The organism is Apibacter sp. B3706 (genome assembly GCF_011082725.1).
In the GTDB taxonomy this organism is placed as follows: domain Bacteria; phylum Bacteroidota; class Bacteroidia; order Flavobacteriales; family Weeksellaceae; genus Apibacter.
Genome location: NZ_CP049715.1, coordinates 1,295,650 through 1,322,374, shown reverse-complemented (window position 1 = coordinate 1,322,374; position 26,725 = coordinate 1,295,650). Strand labels below are relative to the sequence as shown.

General features: G+C 28.7%; 22 protein-coding genes. 8 read left to right on the top strand and 14 right to left on the bottom strand.

The window, feature by feature from the left end; all coding sequences use genetic code 11:
- Nucleotides 1-64 precede the first annotated feature (64 nt).
- Together G8C41_RS05955 and G8C41_RS05950 are read left to right on the top strand one after the other, a co-directional pair.
- Entirely contained in the window at nt 65-991 is a 927-nt protein-coding gene (locus G8C41_RS05955) for a ribonuclease Z (protein WP_166006691.1), read from the top strand.
- Nucleotides 992-1,109: 118 nt separating this feature from the next.
- Nucleotides 1,110-2,453 (top strand): NCS2 family permease, encoded by a 1,344-nt coding sequence (locus tag G8C41_RS05950; RefSeq protein ID WP_166006689.1) that lies wholly within the window; start codon nt 1,110-1,112, stop codon nt 2,451-2,453.
- Between the two features lie 296 nt (nt 2,454-2,749).
- Here G8C41_RS05950 and G8C41_RS05945 read toward each other — a convergent pair whose 3' ends face one another.
- On the bottom strand, nt 2,750-4,006 hold the full coding sequence (locus tag G8C41_RS05945) for a glutamate-5-semialdehyde dehydrogenase (RefSeq protein WP_255466915.1): 1,257 nt from the start codon (nt 4,004-4,006) through the stop codon (nt 2,750-2,752).
- Nucleotides 4,007-5,083, bottom strand: coding sequence for a glutamate 5-kinase (gene proB / locus G8C41_RS05940; protein WP_166006687.1), 1,077 nt, complete (start codon nt 5,081-5,083; stop codon nt 4,007-4,009).
- A gap of 258 nt (nt 5,084-5,341) precedes the next feature.
- On the opposite strand from proB, the gene G8C41_RS05935 reads away from it, so the two are divergent.
- From G8C41_RS05935 to G8C41_RS05925, 3 genes are all read left to right on the top strand, one after another.
- Nucleotides 5,342-5,665: a zinc ribbon domain-containing protein YjdM gene (locus tag G8C41_RS05935; RefSeq protein WP_105297050.1), complete on the top strand. Its 324-nt coding sequence runs from the start codon at nt 5,342-5,344 to the stop codon at nt 5,663-5,665.
- 299 nt (nt 5,666-5,964) lie between these two features.
- Nucleotides 5,965-6,372 carry an Rrf2 family transcriptional regulator gene (locus G8C41_RS05930; RefSeq protein ID WP_166006684.1) on the top strand — a complete coding sequence of 136 codons (408 nt, stop codon included), beginning with the start codon at nt 5,965-5,967 and terminating at the stop codon, nt 6,370-6,372.
- An 80-nt stretch (nt 6,373-6,452) separates the two neighbouring features.
- On the top strand, nt 6,453-7,103 hold the full coding sequence (locus tag G8C41_RS05925) for an NAD(P)-dependent oxidoreductase (RefSeq protein WP_166006682.1): 651 nt from the start codon (nt 6,453-6,455) through the stop codon (nt 7,101-7,103).
- Nucleotides 7,104-7,231: 128 nt separating this feature from the next.
- Here the strand turns inward: G8C41_RS05925 and G8C41_RS05920 are convergent, their stop codons facing one another.
- Complete coding sequence (locus tag G8C41_RS05920; RefSeq protein WP_105297047.1) at nt 7,232-7,876, bottom strand: trimeric intracellular cation channel family protein; 645 nt, start codon at nt 7,874-7,876, stop codon at nt 7,232-7,234.
- Between the two features lie 422 nt (nt 7,877-8,298).
- Between G8C41_RS05920 and uvrA the strand changes: the two genes are divergently transcribed.
- Together uvrA and rpiB are read left to right on the top strand one after the other, a co-directional pair.
- Nucleotides 8,299-11,121 (top strand): excinuclease ABC subunit UvrA, encoded by a 2,823-nt coding sequence (gene uvrA, locus G8C41_RS05915; RefSeq protein WP_166006680.1) that lies wholly within the window; start codon nt 8,299-8,301, stop codon nt 11,119-11,121.
- Between the two features lie 402 nt (nt 11,122-11,523).
- Nucleotides 11,524-11,985 carry a ribose 5-phosphate isomerase B gene (gene rpiB / locus G8C41_RS05910; protein ID WP_105297045.1) on the top strand — a complete coding sequence of 154 codons (462 nt, stop codon included), beginning with the start codon at nt 11,524-11,526 and terminating at the stop codon, nt 11,983-11,985.
- Between the two features lie 141 nt (nt 11,986-12,126).
- On the opposite strand, the gene upp is transcribed toward rpiB, so the two are convergent.
- The 8 genes from upp to G8C41_RS05870 all read right to left on the bottom strand — a co-directional run bounded on the left by upp (nt 12,127) and on the right by G8C41_RS05870 (nt 21,808).
- Nucleotides 12,127-12,786, bottom strand: a complete 660-nt coding sequence (upp, locus tag G8C41_RS05905; protein WP_105297044.1) for a uracil phosphoribosyltransferase — start codon at nt 12,784-12,786, stop codon at nt 12,127-12,129.
- An 81-nt stretch (nt 12,787-12,867) separates the two neighbouring features.
- Nucleotides 12,868-13,539, bottom strand: a complete 672-nt coding sequence (locus G8C41_RS05900) for a DUF4919 domain-containing protein (protein WP_166006678.1) — start codon at nt 13,537-13,539, stop codon at nt 12,868-12,870.
- 332 nt (nt 13,540-13,871) lie between these two features.
- Complete coding sequence (locus G8C41_RS05895) at nt 13,872-15,074, bottom strand: NAD(P)/FAD-dependent oxidoreductase (protein ID WP_166006676.1); 1,203 nt, start codon at nt 15,072-15,074, stop codon at nt 13,872-13,874.
- An 89-nt stretch (nt 15,075-15,163) separates the two neighbouring features.
- Nucleotides 15,164-17,671 (bottom strand): exopolysaccharide transport family protein, encoded by a 2,508-nt coding sequence (locus tag G8C41_RS05890; protein WP_166006674.1) that lies wholly within the window; start codon nt 17,669-17,671, stop codon nt 15,164-15,166.
- A 19-nt stretch (nt 17,672-17,690) separates the two neighbouring features.
- On the bottom strand, nt 17,691-18,497 hold the full coding sequence (locus G8C41_RS05885; RefSeq protein ID WP_105297040.1) for a polysaccharide biosynthesis/export family protein: 807 nt from the start codon (nt 18,495-18,497) through the stop codon (nt 17,691-17,693).
- Nucleotides 18,498-18,522: 25 nt separating this feature from the next.
- Nucleotides 18,523-19,569: a polysaccharide biosynthesis protein gene (locus tag G8C41_RS05880; protein ID WP_166006672.1), complete on the bottom strand. Its 1,047-nt coding sequence runs from the start codon at nt 19,567-19,569 to the stop codon at nt 18,523-18,525.
- A 6-nt stretch (nt 19,570-19,575) separates the two neighbouring features.
- Nucleotides 19,576-20,694: a DegT/DnrJ/EryC1/StrS family aminotransferase gene (locus G8C41_RS05875; protein WP_166006670.1), complete on the bottom strand. Its 1,119-nt coding sequence runs from the start codon at nt 20,692-20,694 to the stop codon at nt 19,576-19,578.
- Nucleotides 20,687-21,808 (bottom strand): glycosyltransferase family 4 protein, encoded by a 1,122-nt coding sequence (locus tag G8C41_RS05870; protein WP_105297037.1) that lies wholly within the window; start codon nt 21,806-21,808, stop codon nt 20,687-20,689. The genes G8C41_RS05875 and G8C41_RS05870 overlap by 8 nt, the downstream gene beginning before the upstream one ends.
- 373 nt (nt 21,809-22,181) lie before the next feature.
- On the opposite strand from G8C41_RS05870, the gene G8C41_RS05865 reads away from it, so the two are divergent.
- Nucleotides 22,182-23,066, top strand: a complete 885-nt coding sequence (locus G8C41_RS05865) for a T9SS type A sorting domain-containing protein (protein ID WP_160567975.1) — start codon at nt 22,182-22,184, stop codon at nt 23,064-23,066.
- 85 nt (nt 23,067-23,151) lie between these two features.
- Here G8C41_RS05865 and G8C41_RS05860 read toward each other — a convergent pair whose 3' ends face one another.
- From G8C41_RS05860 to G8C41_RS05850, 3 genes are all read right to left on the bottom strand, one after another.
- Nucleotides 23,152-24,318 carry a glycosyltransferase gene (locus G8C41_RS05860; protein ID WP_160567973.1) on the bottom strand — a complete coding sequence of 389 codons (1,167 nt, stop codon included), beginning with the start codon at nt 24,316-24,318 and terminating at the stop codon, nt 23,152-23,154.
- 265 nt (nt 24,319-24,583) lie between these two features.
- Complete coding sequence (locus G8C41_RS05855; RefSeq protein WP_166006668.1) at nt 24,584-25,732, bottom strand: EpsG family protein; 1,149 nt, start codon at nt 25,730-25,732, stop codon at nt 24,584-24,586.
- Between the two features lie 4 nt (nt 25,733-25,736).
- Nucleotides 25,737-26,702, bottom strand: coding sequence for a glycosyltransferase family 2 protein (locus tag G8C41_RS05850; protein ID WP_166006666.1), 966 nt, complete (start codon nt 26,700-26,702; stop codon nt 25,737-25,739).
- Between the last annotated feature and the right edge of the window lie 23 nt (nt 26,703-26,725).

Sequence of the window (26,725 nt, the reverse complement as noted above, 5' to 3'; positions counted from 1 at the left end):
ATTTTTATGAAAAATATTAGTAAGGTAATAGTTTGTAAAAACTCAAAAATACAACTTAAAATTTATGAAACTTACTATTTTAGGATATAACTCAGCGGTTCCGACTGTTCGTACCAATCCTACATCACAGTTATTAGAATGTAATAACCAATATTTTCTAATAGATTGTGGAGAAGGGACTCAAGTACAACTTAGAAAAGCAAGAGTAAAATTTACCCATATAAATACTATATTTATTTCTCATCTGCATGGCGATCATGTTTTTGGTTTGATCGGGCTTATATCTTCCTTTCATTTATTGGGAAGAACCGAACCTTTAACCATTTATGGGCCCAAAGGAATTAAAAAATTAATTGAAGTTCAATTACTATTAACTGAGAGTAGTAATCATTTTGAAATTAACTTTATTGAACTGACTTCTTTAAAAAGTGAATTAATTTATGAAGATAATAAATTGTGTGTTTGGACGATTCCATTAAACCATCGTATTTACACCAATGGGTTTTTATTTAAAGAAAAAGTAAAGTCGAGAAGGCTTAATATGGATGTAATTAAATACAATCCCGAAATTGAAGTATGCGATTATCATAATTTGAAATTAGGTAAAGATTTTATAACTCAATCCGGAGATATCATAAAAAATGAGTATCTTACCCTTCCTCCTAAACATTCTTACAGCTATGCCTTTTGTTCAGATACTAAATTCAGTCCCAATATAGTCCCGTTAATTAAAGGGGTAGATGTTTTATACCATGAAGCTACTTTTTTAGATGAATTAAGAGAATTAGCTTCTAAAACAGGACATACCACAGCACATCAAGCCGCAGAAATAGCAAAAATGGCAAACGTTAAAGTATTAATATTAGGGCATTTTTCCAATCGTTACACCGATATATCCATACTAAAAGAAGAAGCCGGTCAAGTCTTTTTCAATACGATTTTACCCGAAGAGCTTTTAACTTTAGATTTTAATAAACTGATAATTAATTAAATAAAAATTGCAATTGATTAAATGAGTGGAAAGGCAGCCTTTACACACAAAAACACTAACCAATATTACTTATTTGTTAGTACTTTTGCTTTTTACTAAACTAAACTAAACTGATAACATGAAAACTTTTCTAGACGGATATTTTAAGCTATCCGAAAATGGTACAACTATTAAAAAAGAATTAGTAGCCGGGATCATCACTTTTTTAACCATGTCCTATGCTTTGATAGTCAATCCTAGTATTTTATCGGAAACGGGAATGGATAGAGAAGCTCTTTTTACAGGAACTACGTTAGCTATTATTTTTGCGACGTTGTTAATGGGAATATTGGCAAAATTGCCCATAGCTCAAGGACCCGGAATGGGACTGAACAGCTTTTTTGCTTTTTCTGTAGTTTTAGGACTTGGATATTCTTGGCAATTTGCTCTAACAGCTGTTTTTATAGAGGGGCTTATATTTATAATTCTTACTTTTTTGAATGTCAGGGAAATGATAGTTAAAAGCATTCCTAGAGTACTGAAAGAGGCAATCCCTGTCGGAATTGGATTATTTATTACTTTAATAGGACTAAAAGGAGCGAATATCATTGTTTCAGATCCCAATACTTTTCTTGCTTTAGGTGATTTTAAACAACATTCGGTATGGATTGCTTTTGCGGGATTGTTGGTTACGGCTGTACTTCATTCGCGCAATATAAATGGATCTATCTTAGCGGGAATTGTAGTTTCCACTTTATTCAGCTATTTGTTGGGCGACATACAATTACCAGGTTCATTGGTAAGCATGCCTCCTTCCATTGAACCTATATTTGGTAAAGCTGTCGAACCGATGTTTTCTTCTGAAGGATGGGACAAAATATTTTCAGTGGATATGTTGATTGTAGTTTTCACTTTTCTATTTGTTAATTTGTTTGATACGATTGGAACATTAATAGGAGTTGTATCTAAATTGGGATTCACGGATGAAGAAGGAAATTTTCCTCAAATGAAAAAAGCATTATTGTCTGATGCATTGGGAACGACGGTTGGAGCGATCTTGGGTACCAGCACGATTACTTCATATGTAGAAAGTGCTTCCGGAGTAGCCTCCGGAGGGCGTACCGGCCTTACAGCAGTTAGTACAGCTTTGATGTTCTTTTTATCTTTATTTCTAGCACCTATATTTTTACTGGTTCCGGCAGCTGCCACAGCTCCGGCTTTAATTATTGTCGGTCTCTTTATGATTTCTTCTGTTGTAAAAATTAATTTTAATGATATCACGGAAGGTTTACCCGCATTTTTAACCATAATTTTTATGCCTTTTACATTTAGTATAGCGGAAGGTATTGTATTTGGTATGCTAAGCTTTACTTTATTGAAAGTATTAGGAGGCAGAAGAAAAGAGGTTACTCCAACAGTTTATGTTGTTTCGTTACTGTTTTTAGTAAAAATAGTTTTGGATGCATCGAAGATTTTAGGATGAGATTGAAAAACGGTGATGAAAATAATAACTAATTAATACTTAGATATTTTGAATAGGAACTGATTTTAATTAATATATATTTTGTATTTGTAATGGATGAATTAAATTTTACAAACTGATTAAAATTTAGTTCATCCATTGCCTTTTATTATTTTCAAAATTTTTATTTAATGAAATTTTTTTCATATAAAGATAAAGCATTCATCTTTTTTTAATTCCAATTTTTATACTGAATTTAAAAACAGAAAAGATTATAGTTTAAGAAATAAAAACAGTCTAGCTACTATCTAAATTATTCACGGTCTTATTTGACCGTTACCTTCTACAATCCACTTATAAGAACATAATTCATCCAGAGCCATAGGACCTCTTGCATGCATTTTCTGCGTGCTGATCCCTATTTCTGCACCCATTCCGAATTGTGCGCCATCTGTGAAGGCAGTAGAAGTATTAACATAAATACAAGCGGCATCTACCAGCTTTTCAAAAATTTTTATACATGATTTATTTTCGCTTATTATTGCTTCGCTATGTTTGGATCCGTAGTTCGCTATATGTTCAATTGCTTCCTTAATAGAATTTACCGTTTTTATAGACATTTTATAATCCAAGAATTCCATTCCGTAATTTGCGGAAGTTGCTTTATGCAGTAAATTGGATGGATAAGAGTTTTCTAATTGAGCGTATGCAGGTTCATCCGCATAAATAACTACTTTTTTCTCAATTAATTTTTTACACAAATCGGGAAGGTCCTGTATTCTTTCCTTATCAATAAGTAAGCAATCCAACGAATTGCAAACGCTAACTTTTCGGGTTTTAGCATTAAAGATGATCTCTTTTCCTATTTCTAAATTACCTTCCAGGTGGAAATAAGTATGACATACTCCTGCACCGGTTTCGATTACTGGGATTTTCGAATTTTCACGAACAAAATTAATAAGCTCTTTACTTCCTCTCGGAATAAGAAGATCAATATAATTACTTGCGTTCAATAATTGTAAAGTCGAAGAACGATCAGCGGGCAATAAATTACAAATATCGGGATTCAAACCCTCTTGTAATAAAACCCTCTTAATAATCGAAACAATCGCTGTATTAGAAAAAAAAGCATCAGAGCCTCCTTTCAAAATACAAACATTACCCGATTTTAAACACAAAGAAAATACATCGAAACTTACATTCGGTCTGGCTTCATAAATAATTCCTATAACTCCGAAAGGAACTGTAATTTTAGATAACTTAAGACCATTGGAAAGAATTTTTTCTGAAATTATTTTTCCTACAGGTGAGGGAAGAGAGGCAACTTTGCGAATATCTTTTGCTATATCTTGTATGCGTTCTTCAGTTAAAAGCAACCGATCAAATTTCGGATCGGAAGTAGACATCCTTTGTATATCTTTCTTATTTTCAGAAAGAATATAGGGAATAGAATTTTCAGTTTCTTTGGCAAGAACTTCTAAAACTTGGTTGATTTTATCAATATCAACTAAATTTAGTTTATTTACCGCTTTAACGGATGAGGTAAAAATATTTTGTTGTATAGAAGACATCATTTATTTTTCAATATATAAATAGTCGTAATGTATGATCGGCTTATTGTTGGCCTGTCCTAAAATTTCTTTCGCTTTTTCGCTGGAATAGGAAGATCGGCCTATTCCAATTTGTTTTCCGGTATGATCAATAATGCGAACAATGTCATCACTTTCAAAATTTCCGACTATCCGAGTTACGCCTACAGGCAATATGCTGACGGCTTTAAAATTTAATAAAGCTTTTCTTACTCCTTCATTAATATGTATTTCTCCTTTAGCGAAACCTTCAGAATGGGCGATCCATTTTTTTACGCCTGAAATTTCTTTAGACGCCGGAATAAATCGGGTGGAAGGTGTGTCAACGCCATTTACAAGTCGAGAAATGATGTTTTTTATCCTTCCATTGGCGATAATAACTTCTATGCCTTCTTCTGCTACTTTTCTAGCTATATTATATTTGGTTTTCATTCCTCCCCTTCCGGTAGTCGACCGCTTGGATTGTATATAATCCTCAACAGAATCACTTGAACTGTCTATTTCTTTTATAAGCTTAGATTCAGGGTCTGAAGGATCGCCGGTGTAAATTCCATCGATATTACTTAAAATGATCAATTTTTTGCAATCCATCATAGCAGCTATCAAGCCTGATAATTCGTCGTTATCCGTAAACATTAGTTCATTAACGGAAATCGCATCGTTTTCATTTACAATTGGAATCACATGATTTTCAAGCATAATATTCATGCAATTTCTTTGATTTAGATAATGTCTACGTGTCGAAAAATCTTCTTTAGTTGCTAAGATTTGTCCGCATAGAATTCCGTGTTGATTAAATAGGTCGTAATATCTATGAATTAGTTTTACCTGTCCAACAGAAGAATATAACTGGCGAGCAGAAATACTGTCAAGCTTTGAATGGATTTTAAATTCATTTTTACCGGACGCTACCGCTCCGGATGATACCAGAATGATTTCCGTATTATTTTTATGTAGTTCGGCAATCTGATCGACGATATCAGACATTTGGGTAATGTCAAGAGTTTCATCCTTACGGGTTAACAGCTGACTTCCAATTTTTACAACAATTCTATCTTTCATGGTAAATGAATTTGTCGAAATAAAACAAAGGTAAACTTTTTTATTTTGACTAAAAGAATCTTATAAATTAAAGAATAATTTATATAGTTATAAAGAAACCTATATATAAATGTTTTTAAAATATGGAAAAATACTATGTATATAATTAGATAGAAGAATAATATAAATGTAATAATAAATTGAATATTTGTTCTCTGCGTTTAAATAAGTTATATTTGCAACCCAATTAAATTTAGTAATCTTTAAAAAGAAAAAATAATGACAGATGTTTTAAAGTGCCCAAAATGTTCAATGGAAAATGTTTATTTTGATGGTACTTCCTACGTATGCCCGGATTGTTTTTATGAATGGTCGGGAGAAGAATCGGCAGGTAATTCAATAGTTAAAGATAGCAACGGAGCTGAACTTCAAGATGGAGATGCGGTTACAGTCATTAAAGATCTTAAAGTAAAAGGTTCTTCTATGGTAATTAAAAGAGGAACTAAAGTAAAAAGCATCCGATTAACTGATAATCCGGAAGAAGTAGATTGTAAAATTGACGGTTCAAGTATTGTTTTAAAGACCTGTTTTCTTAAGAAATAGAATTTACTAATATATTTATACTTATGAAAGAGCTATTTTAATAGCTCTTTTTTTGTTGTATCTTATTACTGTAACATTTCTTTGAATCCCTTTTTTTATATCTGATTTTTTAAGCTCTGTATAACTAGTAAATAAAAGTTAAATATCGGAAACTAATTCATTTTGAAATAGAGACAATACAAAATAATTAGAATAATAGTTTACTAATTTATTTTAATAAATATTGAATAACTTAATAAATATGTAAATATTTTATAAAAAAAGCTTATATTTGAACTGTAATTAAAAATATTACAGTAATGAATGACCGCCATTTTACAGTTTCCATGCATATACTTACTCTTTTGGCAAAAAATTTGGATCAATGGCTACCGTCAGCTTATATAGCAGGAAGTTTAAATCTTAATCCTGTTATAGTCAGGAAAGAATTAACCAACCTTCAAAAACATGGTTTTATAGAAACAAAAGAAGGAAAGAACGGGGGAAGTAGATTATTAAAATCTCCTGAAAAAATTTCATTGTCTGAAATTTATTTAAGTGTTTACAATCAATCGCTAGTAGGAAAACTTTTACCATCTCCCAATCCTTTATGTTGTGTTGGAAAAAAAATTAATCAAAACATTTGCGAATTGAATGAAACTATTGAAGAGGTAGTATTTAAAAAACTGGAAGGAGTAACCCTTCTAGATTTCAGCATGAAATTTTAGGGAAAACAAATATGGAAATCTCATTTATTATATGAAAATAAGTTATCAAAGAATTAATTATTAATATTAGTATACAAATTATGAAAAAAGTAGCATTAATAGGTGCCTCAGGATTTATAGGGTCACAATTAGTAAAAGAATTACTGAGCAGAGGGTACCAAGTAACAGCAATCGTTCGTTCGGCTGATAAAATTAAGAATGACGATAAAAATTTAAAAGTGGTAAGTGCAGATGTATTTGACACAGATAAATTAGCAGAAGTTTTAAAAAATAATGATGCAGTAATAAGTGCATATAATCCGGGCTGGACTAATCCCAATATTTACGATGATACAATAAAAGGATATCAATCAATAATTGAGGCTGTTAAAAAAGCGGGTATTAAGAGATTACAAGCGGTTGGTGGAGCAGGAAGCTTATTGGTAGCTCCGGGTAAAACCGTTGTAGATTCAGGAGCCATTCCGGACGAAATTTTACCGGGAGTTAAGGCATTAGCATTAGTCTTAAAAGATCAATTTTTACCGGAAAAAGAACTAGATTGGGTTTTCTTTTCACCTGCCGGAACTATAGAGCCGGGAGAAAGAACAGGAAAATATCGTTTAGGATTAGATGATCTTATTACAGATGATCAAGGGAACAGTAAAATATCTGTTCAGGATTATGCGAAAGCTATGGTCGACGAACTTGAAAATCCAAAACATCATCAACAAAGATTTACCATAGGATATTAAAAAAGGGAGTGTTTAAACTCCCTTTTTCTTTTTATATAGTAGTGTATATTTTAAATTTTTAAATTGAAATGATCTAACTTCTTAATTAATTTATAAATTTAGGTTATAAAGTAAAGACATACAATGATTTAAAGTTTTTCACTTTTAAGTTTAGGGATTTGCAAATCCCATCTAACAGCTATATATCTTAATAAAACTACAATTCCGATAGTTACAGCACTAATAAAAGGTAAATTAAAGTTGAAGAATTGAAGCGTTACAAAAAAAATACCTCCAACTATACAGGGAGAAGCATAAATTTCACGCTTAAAGATTCGAGGGACTTTATTTAAAAGAATATCACGAATTACTCCACCTAAAACAGCTGTAATAGTTCCCATAATCACTATGACCCATGAGTCATATCCTAGTAACATAGCCTTTTCAGCGCCTACTACAACAAATAATCCAAGACCGATACTATCACTCCAAAAAAAGAAACTATTCAAATGATTAAGATGTTCACGTAGAAATATATAAAATAACAAAGAGAAAAGAGTACACCATACATAGATACTATTAAGCATCCAAAAAGGAGTTATACCCAAAAGAAGGTCACGAAAAGTTCCCCCTCCAACGGCAGTAACAAAACCTAAAACAAAAGCACCAAACCAATCGCATTTTTTTGTTGCAGCACCCCGAACACCACTGATTGCAAAGGCAAATGTTCCTATAAATTCAATAATGTCAACGAAGCGGATTTGTCGAACTAATTCAAAAACGTATTCTTTCATGGTTATCAATTCAATTAAAACTTGCAAAATTACAATAATTTAGCATTAGCCGGTTTGAACGTTACTAATTTAATTAACTAAATTTTGATTGGTTAAAATTATAAAATATCAAAAACCAAAACTTTTAATTAGAGGGATATATAAGAATTATTTCCTCTATAAAATACGGGATTTAATTATCTCATTACTACTTGCTTGTAATGTATATTTTATAAAATTGGAATAACCCTTGATGATTAATTATAGGTTCAAATTTACCTAATTTTTCAGAACATATATATGTCAAAGATTTGGTATGATTATTTGTGTTATTTATACATAATATGTTAACTACAGATTTAAATAAAAAGAAGCAAATTTTCATATCTTTGCGCACTACTTTAATTTAAGTCAGTTAATCAATTAACTTGAGATAACCTATAATGAATCAGGATTATATAAATATTTATGGAGCAAGAGAACATAACCTCAAAGATATTTCTCTTAAAATTCCCAGAAATCAATTAGTAGTAATTACCGGTTTAAGCGGAAGTGGAAAATCTTCGTTGGCTTTTGATACAATATATGCAGAAGGTCAAAGACGATATATCGAAACCTTTTCAGCCTATGCACGTCAATTTTTGGGAACTTTAGATCGTCCGGATGTAGATAAAATAGATGGTTTATCTCCAGTTATAGCTATTGAACAAAAAACCACATCGAAAAACCCACGTTCAACTGTAGGAACCGTAACAGAATTGTATGACTTTTTTCGATTGTTATATGCCCGAGCTTCGGACGCATATTCATACAAGACGGGTGAAAAAATGGTTACTTATTCGGAAGATCAAATTACTGATTTAATTTATAAAGATTTTTCAGGAGAAAAGGTGTTAGTTTTAGCACCATTAATTAGATCAAGAAAAGGACATTATAGAGAGTTGTTTGCAAATCTGGCTAAAAAGGGTTTTTTACAAGTTAGAGTTGATGGAGAATTATTGGACATTGTTCCGGATATGAAATTAGACCGTTATAAGATTCACGATATTGAGGTTGTAATAGATAAGCTGATTATAGATACAAAAGAGAATACTCAACGGATCATACAGTCGATACGTTTAGCCATGCAATATGGAGAGGGTACCATAATGCTTTTGAAGCAAGGAGAGGAGCAGGGAAAATATTTTAGTCGTAATTTAATGTGTCCCAGTACCGGGATTTCTTACCAAATGCCGGAGCCAAATACATTTTCTTTTAATTCTCCTAAAGGAGCGTGTGAGCACTGTAACGGATTAGGAAGAGTTAAGGAAATCAATATAAATAAGTTGGTGCCCAATCCCAAATTATCTTTTGATAAAAACGTTTTTCCAATTTTTGAAGAACTTAGTCATACCGGATGGATTTTATCTCAAATAGATGTTATCCTAAAAAAGAATGGTTTTACAATGTCTACTCCGTGGGAAAAACTTTCTGATCAAGCAAAAGATGAAATCCTCTATGGAATAAATGATAAGGTTACCTTAGATTTAGATTATGCTCAAATTAAGAAAACCTATAAAGTAAATTTTGAAGGAATCATTGATTATATAACTCGTTTGTCCACCGGAAAAGATGAAGAAGAATCTCAAAAATTTAAAACTCAGGTATTTGAAGATAGAATTTGTCCGGTTTGTGAGGGAGCACGCTTAAAAAAAGAAAGTTTATTTTTTAAGATTGATAACAAAAACATTTCGGAAATAGCCCGTTTTTCTTTACAAAAATTAAGTGAATGGATTCATGAACTGCCTTCAAAATTATCTGAAAATAACCAAATAATTGCTAAAGATTTAATTCAAGAAATTTCCAAGAGACTTAGTTTTTTAGTTGACGTTGGTTTAGATTATCTTAGTTTGGATCGGCCCTCGCAGACCTTATCCGGTGGAGAATCTCAAAGAATACGTTTGGCTACACAAATTGGTTCTCAATTGGTCAATGTTTTATACATTTTAGATGAGCCCAGCATTGGTCTACATCAACGCGATAATATTAAATTAATAGACTCTTTAAAAAAACTTAGAGATTTAGGAAACTCTGTTTTAGTAGTGGAACATGATAAAGATATGATCCTAAATGCAGACTATGTAATAGATATGGGACCATTGGCCGGAAAGGGAGGAGGTGAGGTAGTTTGGGAAGGAAAACCACAAAATATATCAAAAGCAAATACATTAACTGCAAAATATATTAATGGAGAATTACAAATTCCCATACCCGAGGAACGAAGAAAAGGAAATGGAAATCATTTAAAATTAACAGGATGTACAGGAAATAACTTAAAAAATGTAACCCTCGATATACCTTTAGGGTCATTGGTTTGCATAACCGGAGTTTCCGGTAGTGGAAAATCTTCGTTAATAACTAATACATTATATCCTATATTAAACAAACATTTCTATCGTGCTGAAAAAGAACCTCTTCCTTATAAGAAGATAGAAGGCATAGAATTTTTAGACAAGATTGTGGATGTAGACCAATCGCCAATTGGTCGAACTCCAAGATCCAATCCTGCAACCTATACAGGAGTTTTTACAGATATACGAAACTTGTTTGCTCAATTGCCTGAATCAAAGATAAGAGGATATCAATTGCGCAGGTTTTCTTTTAATGTGAAAGGAGGAAGATGTGAAGTTTGTCAAGGTTCCGGATTGAAATTGATTGAAATGAATTTTTTACCGGATATATATGTTCATTGTGAAGCCTGTCATGGAAAACGATTTAACAGAGAAACTTTAGAGGTAAGATACAAAGGTAAATCTATTTCAGATGTATTGGATATGACCATAGATGAAGCTGTAGATTTTTTCCAGCCAATTCCTAAAATTCATCGCATCATTAAAGCCTTACAAGAAGTAGGTTTAGGTTATATTACTTTAGGACAGCAATCAACAACCCTATCGGGAGGGGAAGCTCAACGAGTTAAATTAGCTAAAGAATTAAGTAAAAAACAAACAGGAAATACCATTTATATATTGGATGAGCCAACTACAGGCTTACATTTTGAAGATATCAGAATTTTAATGGAAGTAATCAATCGTTTGGTAAATTTAGGTAATTCAATTATTATTATCGAGCATAACCTCGATGTTATTAAGGCAGCAGATTATATTATTGACATCGGATTGGAAGGGGGAGATAAAGGAGGTAAAATAATTGCACAAGGTATCCCGGAAGAAGTAGTTAAAAATAAAAGCAGTTATACTGCAAAATTTTTAAAGGATGAATTATAATTTTTGCTAAATTATTTATAAACAAATTGTGTGTTAATTGATCCGGCTACCCTGTTCATAATTTACCTATTTATCTTAATTTCTATCAAGATTTTTAAAATTTGCTTCCGTGAAATAAAGAAATTTTACTTTTCAATAGTATTAATTTTATTAACATTTATTTTTTTTCTTAAGATAATTTTAAGAAATCAATAAAAAATTTTCATCAGATTTTTACTTGAGTTTTTTAATGTATTTAATTGTATTGTAATTTTTTACAAAATATTTTTTTGCTAACTTAAAGGTGAAATTATTTACAATTGTGAATAAAAATTAAAATTTCTGTTGGTAAACTGCTAAATAGTATTTATATTTGTTAAAGAAATCTTAATAAAGATTTAACTAAAACACACAAACAATATTATGAGTAAGAAAAAAATAGCAATAGGCTGCGATGAGGCAGCGTATGCTTTAAAAATTGTCTTAAAAGATCATTTAGAAAAATTAGGATATGAAGTCAAAGACTTTGGTGCTGAAAAAGGAGAGGTGGTTTTATATCCGGATGTTGCAGCAAAAGTAGCAAAGGCTGTAGCAGCAGGAGAATTTGAAAGAGCTGTGTTAACTTGTGGAACGGGTATAGGAATGGCAATAACAGCCAATAAAATACCGGGAGTTAGAGCAGCGGTTTGTCATGATCCTTTTTCTGCTGAAAGAGCAAGAAAAAGTAATAATGCACAAATTATTTGTTTTGGTGAACGAGTAATTGGGCATGAACTTGCGAAAAGTTTGTTGAATACTTGGTTAGAGTCAGAATTTAGCGGTGGCGGTTCTGCTCCAAAAGTTCAACGAATCTGTGATTACGAAGAAGAATATTTCAAAAAATAAATTTTGAAATTTTAAAAAAGATATTTTTATTTATTTTTAAATAGTTATTAATAATTATTCAATCAAAAAAAGAGTAAGTTAAATTAAACGTTACTCTTTTTTTTATTTTATTATTTTAGCTAAAAAAACAATCCTCTTTATCTATTTGGATAATTTTTTTCCAAAAGCCAAATCACCGGCATCTCCTAATCCCGGTACGATATATTTATTTTCATCTAATTCATCATCAACAGACGCAATCCATAGTTCTGAATTTTCAGGTAATTTAGTTTTAATGTAATCAATTCCCGGTTTGGAGCCTATGGCTGCAACAATATGTACTTTCTTGGGCTTTCCTTGACTTAATAAAACTTCATAAACATTTGCCAAAGATTCACCGGTAGCCAGCATAGGATCTGAAATTATTAATGTTTTATCTTGCAAAGAAGGAGTTGCCAAATATTCAACCACTATTTCAAATTCTTTATTACTGTTCGGATGATGTCTAAATGCGGATACGAATGTGGTTTCCGCTTGATCAAAAAAATTCATCATTCCTTGATGTAAAGGTAATCCCGCTCTCAAAATAGTACATAGTACAGGTTGCTGGATAATCAATTCTGTAGGCTTACTACCTAAAGGAGTAGTAATGTTAACAGTTTGGTATTCAAGCGTCTTACTTAGTTCGTAACCTAAAATTTCACCTATTCTTTCCAAATTTTTTCTAAATCTCATTCTGTCTTTCTGAATAGAGACATCTCTTAATTCTCCTACAAAATGATTTAAAATGGATTTAGATTTACTGAAATCGTGGACTATCATAAATATTATTTTTGTAAATATAAGTTATTTACTTTAATAGTTTATAAACTAAGTAGTGACTACAAAGATGATTTAGTTATTCTATTTATCAGAAGATTCTGTAAAAACCTCTATATAAATTTTATTTCTTTTATCTTTTTGATATTTTTGTTCTTTAGTCCAAATATCTAAGATAGTAGTTGAATTTAGCTTTTCAGAATTTCTACTATACATTTCAAGATTAATTCCTAAATAATTTAAAAGTGCAAATTCATCACTTAATGAAATAACTTTAAAAGCGGTTTCCTTATTCTTTCCATCTCCATAGTCGGCAATAGCTCTCATTAAAATTTCAGCTTGATTTTTTAATAGTTTTAATCTTTCTTCATTTTCATTATTTTCATTATAACATATAATTAGATTTAAAATTACCGTAAGATTAACCGGATCATTTTTTAGTAATTCTTCTCCTAAAATAACTGCCTTAGTATATTTTTTAGCTGCTATTTGTTTCATGAATTTTAAATAATTGTTTTTTCCTTCCAAAGATTTAGTATAATATGAAGTATATAGCTTACCATAATAAAGGTAATACGATTTCACCTTTTCATTATGGAAGTCAGACGCATTATTTAAGAATTCAGATATTAAATGATCATAATAATAGGACGAATTCTTATCCGTTACATTTTCTTTTATGATTTCAAAATTTATCGTTTGTGAAAATGACAAATTAAATACCAATAAGGTTAAAATAGAATAGAAAGGTTTCATATAATTTGTGTATTAGTTAGTATAAAAATGAAATATAAATATAATTAGATGTTACATAGTTATTTTTTAAGGATATAATGTTTTTATTTAAAATGAACGGATACATAAAATTCATAGTAGTTAAATTATTTTTTATTAGTAAAAGAGCATCTAAAATGATAGCTTGTCGGACTAACTGTTGTTGAGTATTTAATTAATAAATAATTTATATAGTAAGATCTTTCACATGTTTTAAATAGGTTTCTAATAAAATCATGGTTAAAATCTTTAAATTGCTTTTATAATAGTTAGTATAAATTTTATTTTTCAATTTACTAAATAAAATTTAAATTTCAATTATTTAAATTAAGCTGTTGGCTTATGATATATGCTTCACTCCAACATGCTTGAAAATTAAATCCTCCCGTTAATGCATCAATATTTAAAACTTCACCCGCAAAATATAAATTAGGTATTAATTTAGATTGCATAGTGCGAAAATCAACTTCTTTCAAATCTACACCTCCGGCAGTTACAAATTCATCTTTATGCGTATTTTTACCAGTAATGGATAATTGCGTATTGGTAAGTGATTCGGCTATTTTATTGATATCTTTTTTACTTAAATCTGATAGATTTTTATCGTTAATTTGGAGATGTTCTAAAAGATTATTCCAAAATCGATGAGTTAAATGGTATAGTTTTAAACTATAAATCGATTTTTTGGGATGTTTTTCTTTTTCTTGAATTAATGCCTCTTTTACCTTATCAAAAGTTTCAGAAATCCAATTTACCCGTACAACAAATTTATAATTAAGATTATATAATTCTCGGGCACTCCATGCAGATAATTTTAATACGGCAGGTCCACTTATACCCCAATGCGTGATAAGTAAAGGCCCGAATTCTTTGTATTTTAATAAAGGAATATGTATTTCTGCTTCTGGAAAAGTAATTCCTTGTAAATTGCGAATCAGTGGATCATCACATAAAAAGGTAAATAAGCTAGGGACAGGAGGAATGATGGTATGACCTATTTGATTTAGGATTTTCCACATTTTTAAGGAACTTCCTGTTGCAACTACAAGGGCATCAGCATAGTAAGTGGAATGAGTAGTAATTATTTCAAATTGATTTTCTATTTTTTTTAGGTTAATTACCGTTGAATTGTAATTAATTTCTATATTTTTATTGTTTGCCTGCTCAATAAATGTATCTATAATGGTTTGAGAAGAATTAGATTCGGGAAATACTCTATTATCGTTTTCAATTTTTAAATTAACGCCTTTTTGAGCAAACCATTCAAAAGTATCAGATGGTTGAAAATGATTGAATACACTTAAAAGTTCTTTGGATCCCCTAGGATAGAATTTTACCAGTTTTTTAGGTATAAAACAAGCGTTAGTTACATTACATCTTCCTCCGCCCGATATCTTTAATTTTTGAAGGGGACTTTTAGCTTGTTCTAATATAATTGTTTCCCATTTATTGGAATTAATGTTGGATGCTAAAAAAAATCCGGAAGCTCCGCCTCCTATAATGATAAGCTTTTTCACTTACGATTAATTATGTTATATACGAAAATTTTGAGGTATATATATATATTTTAAATAAAGGTTGGAATATATTCCAACCTTTTTGATTATTATTTTTTAAATAAACGTTTTATTCGTGTAAATAATGAATTGTCATAGTTTTCATCTTCTTCAAAATATCCATAACCATATCCATAACCATATCCGTACCCGTAGCCATACCCATAACCATATCCTCCCGGATTAACGTAATCATTGAAAATAATTCCAATGTGATTTACCTCATCATTATTATATTTCTCGTTAATGCCTTTTAAAAGCTGTTTATACGTATAATTGCAACGGGCAACATAAATTCTGGCATCAGAAAGAGACATTAAATCGTATGCATCAATAACTAAACCAACCGGTGGAGAATCTATAATGATATAATCATACATAGTTCTTAATTTTTTAATCAATTCTTCATTTTCCATACTAATTAATAATTCACCCGGATTTGGAGGTATAGGTCCTGCCGGAATAATATCTAAATTTTCATATTCTGTTTTTTTAATAATATCTTCAAGTGAATTTGATCCGGAAAGATAACCTGATAATCCTACTTTATTACTAATTTTAAAGTCATCAAAAATTCTAGGTTTTCGCAAGTCCATTCCAACTAAAACCGTTTTTTTACCGCTTAACGCTAAAACAGAAGCTAAGTTAATTGCTATAAAGGTTTTTCCTTCACTGCCTATAGACGAGGTTATTAAAAAAACTTTTCCACCCTTCACATCCTTTTCATTATATAAAAACCTCAAATTGGATCTAATAGCTCGAAAACTTTCAGAAATACTCGATTTAGGTCGTGCCAGTACAGCTAAATTATTTTCGGTATTTTTAGGTCCGATAGTACCTATAATTGGGATTTTAGTAACTGATTTTAAATCTGAAATTAATTTTATTTTATTATCTAATAGTTCGATTAAGAACAACAATATAAGAGGAATAACCAATGATATCCCTATATATTTATATTTATTTTTTTGAATGTTTGGAGTTATAGGAGCTTGTCCCGTATTTTTTGCTTTATCTAATACAGTTATATCAGAAATTGTAGTAGCTTTCCTCATTTCTGCCTCAGATAATTTATCCAAAAGGGTATTGTATATACCGTCATTTAGTAAATAACCTCTTTGCGCATTGACAAATAATCGTTCTTTTTCCGGAAGAGATTCAATATCGAGTTCTAAATTACTTATTTGATTATTTACATTTTTTAAATTGGTAGCGAGATCTTTAGATGAATTATCTAGTAAGGATATAACCTTATTTTTGGCATTATTAATTTTGTAATTTATTTCATTAATAGGTTCTGAATGATCTCTATATATTAATAATAAATCTCTTTTTTCTTGTTCTAAGGTTTGAACATTTTGCATCAAACCATCTATATTATTATCCGATATTCCTAAAATATCTCCATTTAAATAAGTGTTTTTATTGAAAGATGATTTTTTTAAATTATTTAAAGCCTCAATTTTAGATTTTAATTCTTCTCTTCTAAGATCTAAACCTTGAATTTTAGATAAGATAACATTGGTACTAACGTCAGATTTTGAAAAAATCTTATTATCCATTTGTACTTTCTGAAAGATTACTGTAGCACTATCTAATTTTCTTTTTGTTATTATAATTTGTTTTTTAATAAAATCAATGGTATTTAAATTAACTTTATTTTTATCTTCAAGTCTTCTTTTTATTAATTCATCTACCGATTTATTTAAGAAATTAATAGTCCCATTTAAACTTAATCCTTTCTTTGTCATAATCATGATGGATGGAAGGTCTTGATCAAAGTCTATAGAAACTAAAGATTTAATTTTGGATACAGAATAATTTATGGTCGATAAGTAAAAATAAAAACTGAGATCTGTAATGTTATCTCCAAATCTGCCCCCGTATTCTTTATTTTTAACAAACTTAAATTTTAAATTATTTGTTTGTACCCATGTATTTAAAGGGACAATGAGCTCTTTTATATATTTGTCTTTACGTATATAATAGTTTTCGTTTGTATAAAGAAAACACGTTTCATTTAAGTTATCAGGAAAAGTGAGTTTAAATTTATGATCAGGGAGTATATCCACTTTAATATCTGTATACAAAGATTGGGGATAATTTGTATCCACTACTATTTTGAAAGGTACATCCACATAGTCAATTTCAGTTGTTTTAAAATTACCTTTTAAATAATAATTTATGTATAGATTAAGCGATTTGACTAAATTTTCGTTGTGAGTTCTGGAAGTCAGTAATTTTTTATAATATATACCTTGCGTAGCCCCTGAATTTCCTCCCCAAATAAAGTTTATGGATTGATTGGGTGCCAGAACGCTTGATGTACCGGAAGATATACTGACTGTGGTAGAAGATTGGTAAAATCGATCAGAAAATCGATTGACAAGAAAAGCTATGGTCCATCCAAATATAAAAGCGATTAAAAACCAATACCAATTTTTTATAAGCCTTCGAATAAATCTTTCAAGACTAAAAAAATTATTTTCGAGAAAATCGGAATTTTTATTTTTTTGTGTTTTATTTTGGTTAGTATTTTGCTGGTCAGTGGTATTCATGTTTCGATACTAAAATTTATTATAATGTTTTGAAAAATAAATACGTTGTAATTGCCTGAATACCTACAGATAGGAATTGGGTAACATCTCCAATAGTGGTTCCACCTCCTAAACCAGATATTTTCTCTTTTAATGGGTCTATAATAATTTGATCTCCAGATTGTAAATAAAAATAGGGAGAGTTTAGAATATCATCGCGGGTTATATCAAGCACAATGTTTTTTTTACCTTCCGGGTATTCTCTGATGATTCTAATATGGCGCCTGTCAGCGTATCTTGTTAAATCTCCCGATTTAGCTATCGCTTGTAATAAATCGACCCGGTTAGACAACTCCGTTTTTTCTCCGGGTGATGCAATTTCACCTACCATATAATATTTGATGGCTCCAATATTCATTCGAACTTCAGCTTTTCCATCATTATATAATACTTCATTTAGTTTAGACTGAACTAAATCTGTTATTTCATTTAAAGTTAACCCATATACATAGAATTCACCTAATCCATATATGGTTATATATCCATTGGCATCAACAATTAATCCACTAGTTCTTAATCTTCCATCTCCACTGTTAGCACCTCCTTTAAATGCCGTTGTGTTTTCTTCACTTAAAAATCGAGAAGCGTTTTTATCCGAAGTGATAAGGGTCATTGCTAAAATATCGTCTTTTTTTACCCTGTAGTTTTCATAGATTACCGGAACTAATCCATATTCATTATAATGTAGGTTTTCGCTAGGTTGAAGATATTTTAAATCTTTAACACCGATGCAAGAACATAATAATAAAGCAAAAGAAATAATAAAAATAGCTTGATTAAATTTCATATAATAACTTAAACTGCAAAAATAGTTAATTTTTTAATATTTGCATAAGATTTGTAATTTCTGTTTCAATATTACTTATATCATAATTATTTAAAATTATTTTTTTATAAATAGATATATTATTTTCAATTCCTTCAAAAGGAAAATATAATTGTTCTTCAAATTTTTCAAAATTTGAAATTCTATTTAAACAACTAATTTTTGGCTTGTAGTCGAGATTTAATTTTTGTAAAAATTTGTTTAACAAATCATTAATATTATAAGAATTTCCCATATCTAAAATATATATACCGGAACGGTTTGTAGGAGAGGCTATTTCAATTAATCCTCTGGAGGCTTGATATTTGGAAATAAAATATCGGTTCATGTTTTTATTTGTAATAGTAATAGGCAATTGGTTTTCAATTTGATATTTAAAGATAGTGAAAACCGATCCGCTACTATTGAAAACGTTTCCAAATCGAATAATTTTAATTTCTAACGTCGTAGGAATTTCTTTTTTTATAATTTTTTTTAGAAGATTCAGTTCCGCAATTCGTTTAGATATTCCCATAATATTTATGGGTTGAACTGCTTTATCGGTTGAAATAAAGATAAACTGTTCGACATTTTGATTAGTTAATGCAATTTCCAATAAGTTTAAAGTAGCATCTATATTTACGGATTGAGACTCTTCTACGTTATGCTCTAAAATATCAATATGTTTATAAGCTGCGGCATGATAAATTATTTGAATAGAAAATAAAGAAAATAATTTTTTTAATAATTCTTTATTTCTAATATCTCCTAAAAATAACTGTATGCGATTATTGTTAATTTCATCTTTAAATTTTAATTTGATTTTAAAAATTGCATATTCAGAATGATCTAAGATTATAATTTTTTTACATGAACTTTCCAATAATCTTTGTATTAGTACGCTTCCTATGGAACCTCCACCACCGGTAACTAAAATTACTTTTTGATTTAAATAATCATATTCTTTATTTGAATAATCTATTTTTTTATTAAATAATTCTTCAAAGGAAATATTTTGATTTTGAATTTTGATTACATCTTCTTTTTTTGGCATTATTTTTTAAATATTTTTATCGATAATAGTAATAATCTTATTTAAATCTTCATCGTTTAAATTATCTCCGGAGGGTAGACACAGTCCGTTTTTGAAAAGGCTATTTTCAAAAAAAGAATCACCATAAAATGAAAAATTTTTAAAAACTTTCTGATAATTTAGTGGATTCCAAAGAAATCTTGATTCAATATTGTTTTTATCAAGCAAACTTTTAATTTTTTTATTTAATGAGGTTGGAAATATAAAAGAGCTTAACCAACGATTAGAAAAGCTGTGATTTAATTCTTTTTGATAGTCTATGGTGAATCGTTTTTCCAGATTTGAAAGATAATAATCGAAAATTAGTCTTCTTCTTTTTACTTTTATTTCCAATTTATCAAATTGTGCACTACCTAAAGCGGCAAGAATATTACTTGTAGAGTAGTTATATCCTAATTCATTATGTTTATAATAATCGACTTTTTCTTTTGCTTGAAAAGCTAATTTTTCAGCATAGTTATAACTTTTTTTATTGGGTAATATTAGAGCTCCCCCTTGAGAGGTAGTAATAATTTTATTTCCATTAAATGAAATAATTCCATAGTTACCCATCGAGCCTAAAGGCTTATTATGGTAAAAGGAACCTAACGCCTCTGCTGCATCTTCAATGATTATGATGTTATTATCCTTGCATATATCAATTATTTTATCCATTTGTGCAGGCATTCCGTAAATATGTGCAATGATTAAAACTTTGGGTTTTATACCTTTTCTATTTAAATCTTCAATTGCGGAGTGAAGAAATTCAGGAGACATATTCCATGTTTCTTTTTCAGAACCTATGAATACAGGAATAGCTTTTTCATATAAAATAGGAAAAGCAGTAGCAGCAAAAGTAAAATTAGAACATAAAACATAATCACCTTCTTTAATTTCGGTTACTTTTAGAGCAAGGTGAATCGAAGACGTTCCACTATTTGTTAATAAAATATTTTTATTAAAATATTTAGATAATTTATTAGTAAAATCAATTGTGTAAGATCCAAAAGGTGAAATCCATCCACTTTTTAGAGCTTGAACTACATTTTCTATTTCTGAATGATCAATGTTGGGAGGAGATAAATATATTTTGGTGTTTTTATTCACGTTTTTTGTGTATAATTTTAGTTAATAATAAGGGGAGAAAAGAAAATATGATTCCCAATAATAAAATTATGATAAGTAGTAGATGAACATTAATATGTCTTAAAAAGTAAGCAACTAATATAACTATAGCATTTTCTGCAACTATAACTAACGTAACTTGTTTGTGAGATAAACCTAAACGTAAATATCTATGATGCATATGATTTTTATCTGCATTAAAAGGAGAGCGTTTTTTATATATACGTATCATAAAAACACCTAACGTATCAATGATAGGAATAATTAAAATGGCAATAACAATTACTGGAGCTGTTTGAATCCAGTATACCGGAGTACCGAATGGGTATTGCAATAAAAATAAATTTAGGAATTTAATACCCATAAATGAAAGTAAAAATCCTATAATCATAGATCCGGTGTCACCCATAAATATTTTATACCTTTTGGAAAAATTATAATGGAGAAAAGCTAAAAGACTTCCAATAATGGTTAATGCTAAGACAATCATAGGATAATTAATTGATCCCAATCTCCAAAAAGTAATTATGAATGCACAACAAACTAAGATTGCAACACCTGATGCTAAACCATCGATTCCGTCTATTAAATTGAACGCATTTATTAAAAAAATAAAAATTAAAACGGTAAATAAAATACTAAACCAATAGGGGAGTAGATTAATACCGAAAATGCCAAAGAAATGACCAATTCTAACGTTGGATCCTACAGAAATCATTAGAGCGGTAACAATTTGTGCATAAAATTTTTTATTAGGTGCAACAACTAATATATCATCCATTAATCCAATGAAGAATAGAACAATAATTCCGGAAAATAAAAAAATATAGGAAGAAAATAGCTCATAAGCACATATGGAAGACATAATTGTAACAGAATAAAAAATTGAAATTCCACCTAAATTAGGAGTTTCCGTGTGATGAGAACTTCTTTCCTTAGGTCTTGCCATTAAATTTTTTTTATAAGAAACTCTAATAATTTTAGGAATAGTCAAATAGGTTAATAAGAATGATCCTATTAAACCCAATATACATTTTAGATAAAAACTATCAATTCCCAAAAAATACTTAATATTTCTTATATCAACTTCTTCCATATTTACTTTAAGTCGATTTGATAACTAGCGTTATTGTACAATTATTATGAATCTAACAAAGATATATTTAAAAAGTTAATATTTATAAAGTTTTTTTTGTGGAATTAAATAAATTTTATTTACTATTTTCAAATAAAACGAATTAAGTCAAATCCTTCTAAAAAATTTAAGTTGAAAGCTTTATATGGGATAATATTAAGTTAATCGTGATATAATTTATTGTTTAAAAATAATTTAAATTTATAATACGGTATAAATTAAATATAATTATTGATTTAAATTTTGTAATATTCAATATTATTTACATATACAAAATAAAATATTAAAAAAATAAATATATATTTGTATTATACAATTTATAAAATATATACTTATGAAAAAAATTTACTGGCTTTTTATTTTTTTATTTTCAATATTAAAAGCCCAAGTCAATGTAATTGACCTAAGTACTGGACGTTTCGATGATGGCTCCGTTATGCCAATCGAGATTGAAGACCCGGATTGGAAATGTATTCGTCCGGATGGTTCAGAACACATTGCTCGCACAAGGCATACTTACTCGGGTTGGTATTATCCCCAATTTAAAGATAATACTTATAATGAAAGATGGATTACTGGTGCACCTGGTGATCCGGGAGAAGGATATTTTATTTATAAAAGTAAATCCTTTGTGGTACCTAAAGGTTCAAAAGCAAACCTTGAAATTAGGACATTAGCTTTTATGAGGCAATGGACTTACATTGTTAAAGAAAATTCCAATGGTAATGAAGAAGAATCACAAATTACTCAAACCACCTGGATGAATGACGGAGCTAAAGGATGGTTTAATTCTAGAAATCCATTAATTGAAAAAGCATTAGAACCGGGATCTTATCACATAAAAGTAAAGGTGTATGTGAATAGTAGTAGAGCTAGACAATCTATAAACGTAGCTTCAAAAGTTTATATTTCTCCTTCGGATAAAAGTGCATTTAGACTCGATACTAATACTAATAAGATAGAATCAGAAAAAGCAAGGTTATCAGAAAACTCAGTGTCAATTTATCCCAATCCTACCCATGGATTATTTACCATTTCTTTAGATGGTCAAATAGAAGGAGTACTACATATAATGAATTCTAATGGAAATATAGTATATACTAAAGAAATAAAAGAAAAGGAAATTAATGTTGATATTCAGGGACAACCTGCGGGTATTTATTTTATAAAAATACAATCAAATAAAACAACCTTAACTAAGAAAATAATTATAAATTAAATTATATTACTTTTAATTAATAAAAAACCAATCTATTGCTTTTAGATTGGTTTTTTTTTATTTAAGAAAAATTTTAATATAACTTTTAAGAATCTGATAGCATTCTTAAGAGTTTTTTTTCATAATTCTCCCAGGTATAATTATGTGCAATAAATTCTCGAGCATTTTTTCCGATATGAAGATATTTCTCTCTATTAGTTAGAATATCTTTTAATAAATGGATCATTTTCAAAGGTTGATCTTCTACTAAAAAATGTGTATTCACTTTTGCTCCGGTTATAGGATTGGCTACTTTAGATGTTAAAACATTAATTTGGCCTAAGGCCATAGATTCTAAGACCTTATTCTGTATTCCCCCACCAATTTGCATCGGAGAGACTACAAGACAACAATTTGTAATAATTTCGTAGGGATTGTCTAAATATCCTGTAACATTTATATTTTTATACTTTTTAGTTTTATTAAGAATTTTTTTTGAAGGAGATGCTCCTAAAATAATAAATTCATAGTCTTTAGGCAAATGATTATGTATATGATCAATATACCAAATGACAGCCTCTATATTTGGTTGATAGTTCATTTTACCAAAAAAAACAATTTTTCGAGAACTTATTTTAGAAGGTAATTTACAGTTTACTAATTTTGATGAAACTCCATTAGGAATCCAAATCGACTTGCCATATTTAGAATAAGATTCAGCTTCCTGTTTATTAACAAAAAAAGTACTGTTAAAATTTCTTATACATTGAATCTCATAATTTAATACTCTTTTACCCTCAATATAATAAATTATTTTCCAAAATAATGAAGTTGCTTTTTGAGTAGCTTCAATATAATGAGGTCCAATAGCATCAACAATATCTAAAAATTTTTTTTTGTGACTAGAATTGTTTAAATATTTTGTTGTTCGAATTAAATTTGCGATGATAAGATCAGAGTTTTCAATATCTTCAAGTATTTTTTTATGAATGTTTGAAAAATAATAATATGATACTTGAAGAGGAATTTTTTTAAACAAACCTTTAATAGCATTCAATTTAAACTTTAAGGGAGAATATCTGAATACTGTGTAAGAATCTGTATTCTTTTTTAAAAATTCTTCACCATCATGATTATGAGGCTCATCAGTAATAATTATTACCCGAAGTTTAAAATTTTTAGATAATATTTTTATTAAGTTATAACTTTTTACTTTATCTCCACCAATAATAGGGAAAGGATATCGTGTTAATAAAAGTAGACATTTTTTCATAAAATATTTACTAAGATAAAAAGGTATAAATTTTTAGAAACCATTAGTTGTAAATTTAGTTATATAAATTAGTTTTTATTAAATAAAATCTGAATTTTTAAAAAACAAAACAATTTAAATTAAAAAAAATAATAGTTTTGAAATTTAGAATGTATTATATATTTCTAAATTTAGATTAATGATTTTATATAATGATATATGATAAGAAAAAAAATGATATTATTTCAACAATAAATTATGTAAATATGAAAATATTGATAACAATTTAATTTTCATTGATATATTCATAAGGTATGAAATAATTAATGTCATAAGATGTATTGAATACATTAGACATTTTATCAAAACCTAATGCAACTGAATTAGGCCAAATCCTCCAACTCATTAAATAAATATATATAACAACAAAATAGTATATAAAAATTCTATAACTTTTATTAGAGTATTTTACAATCATGGCTATTAGAATAGTCCAAAAATCACCGTATACAGAAGGAAGTCTAATTGAAAATATTGAATTTTCACGAAAAGAATAGTATAAGAAATAATAGGTTACTATCAAATTTCTTATCATTTTATAATTAGGATCGTTAGTTGTGTTACAAATATATTTGTCGTTTATTAAAAGTATTGCTATAAAAATTAATTTTACAAGATCATTCATTTTCCATCCGACACCTTCTAAATTTCTATAAGAATAAAACCCCCCGGAAGCTTCTGCTATGAGATCAGAAGATATATTTGAAAATAAATTTTCAAAAAATAAATAAGGCTTAAAGGGAGAAATTATTATTGCAAAAATTATTATTAAAAAACAGGTAAAGGTCGATAAATTCAACCTTGTAATCCAATATGCCGGAATAAATATCAATGCTGTTTTATGAAAATAATAACCAATAAAAACGCATATTAAAAATTTAAATAATTTTCTTTGTTCAATATATTGATAAGAATATAAACAAAGCGCTATTGAAACTGCTTGTCTAATATGTCCGGAATCACTAAAAAAGTAATTTGGCATAAAAAAATACATTAGCGATAGCATGGGATATGGCGAATACTTATAGTAGGAATAAGTTTTTAGGGAAATAGAAATAAGTCCGAAAATAAATAATAAAACGAAGAAGGGCATTTTAAAATATCCCAATATTTTCGAAATTAATACATATGTTACCTCAATATCAGCATTAAAAACATTCTCCCATTTTACATATTTATTAACACCCATGTATAGCTTATAATATGGCCAATAATCAGCACCTTGAGCAATACGTATTCCACAGAGAAATATTAAAAGCGAAGATATAATGATATAAGGAACTTTTATCCTAGCTTTAGAACCGTTATTAAATATTTCTATATAAGAAAAAAAGGTTATTACAAATAAAATAATATAATATACTGGATGAAGCATTAAATTATAGTTTGATTAGTTGTAATACATAAAATATTATTTTTTTTAAATTTAAAGTACTAAGATAATTTTTTCCAAATCTATTATAGGTATAAATTTGTTTTTTGGAAATATGTTCACTTTTTAACGTTTCTTTAAGTTTAGAGAACATTTTTTTTCTACTGCTATAATCACTTACATATGCATAATAAGCCAGAAAACAATAAAATCCTTGAAAGATAGTAAATTTATGCCAGTCATGAAGATTTTTAAAGTAAATGCTTTTAAAAAAATCATGTTTAACTATTTCGATGGCATCAAACATATTAATTCCTTTAATAGAATAATTTCTTGTTATAGAACCGCTTCTGATTAAATATTGATAAAAATATTTATTGGATTTGGCTATTGTTTTAGCTTTTAGAAATAATCTAGGAATAGTTGCCACATCTTCAAAATGCATATTTTTAGGAAAAGAGATGTCATTAAATAGTTCCCTTTTAAAAATTTTATTACATGCAAAACAAGACATTTCACCAAAAATTGTGAAATCTTGTGTAAGATCAATTCTTTCAGGAAGTTGATGTAATTCAGGTAATTTTTTTATAATTTTGCCTTGATCATCTGTATTTTGAAGGCTACATAAAACTATGTCTGCTGAATATTTTTTGGCTAGATTATACATTTCATGTAGCATTTCTTTTTCAATCCAATCGTCACTATCAACAAATGCTAAAAACTCACCGGATGCATTTTTAATACCGGTATTTCTAGCTTCGCTTAACCCTTTATTACTTTGAACAATAGTTTTTATATTATCATATTTTAACGCATATTCATCAATAATTAATTGTGAATTATCTGTAGACCCATCGTTAACAATAATTATCTCAATTTTTTTACATGTTTGATTTATGAGAGAATCTAGACATTTACGAAGATAATGTTCAACATTATATACAGGTACAATCACAGAAACTTTATAAATCATAGATGATATAAAAACGTCAAAGG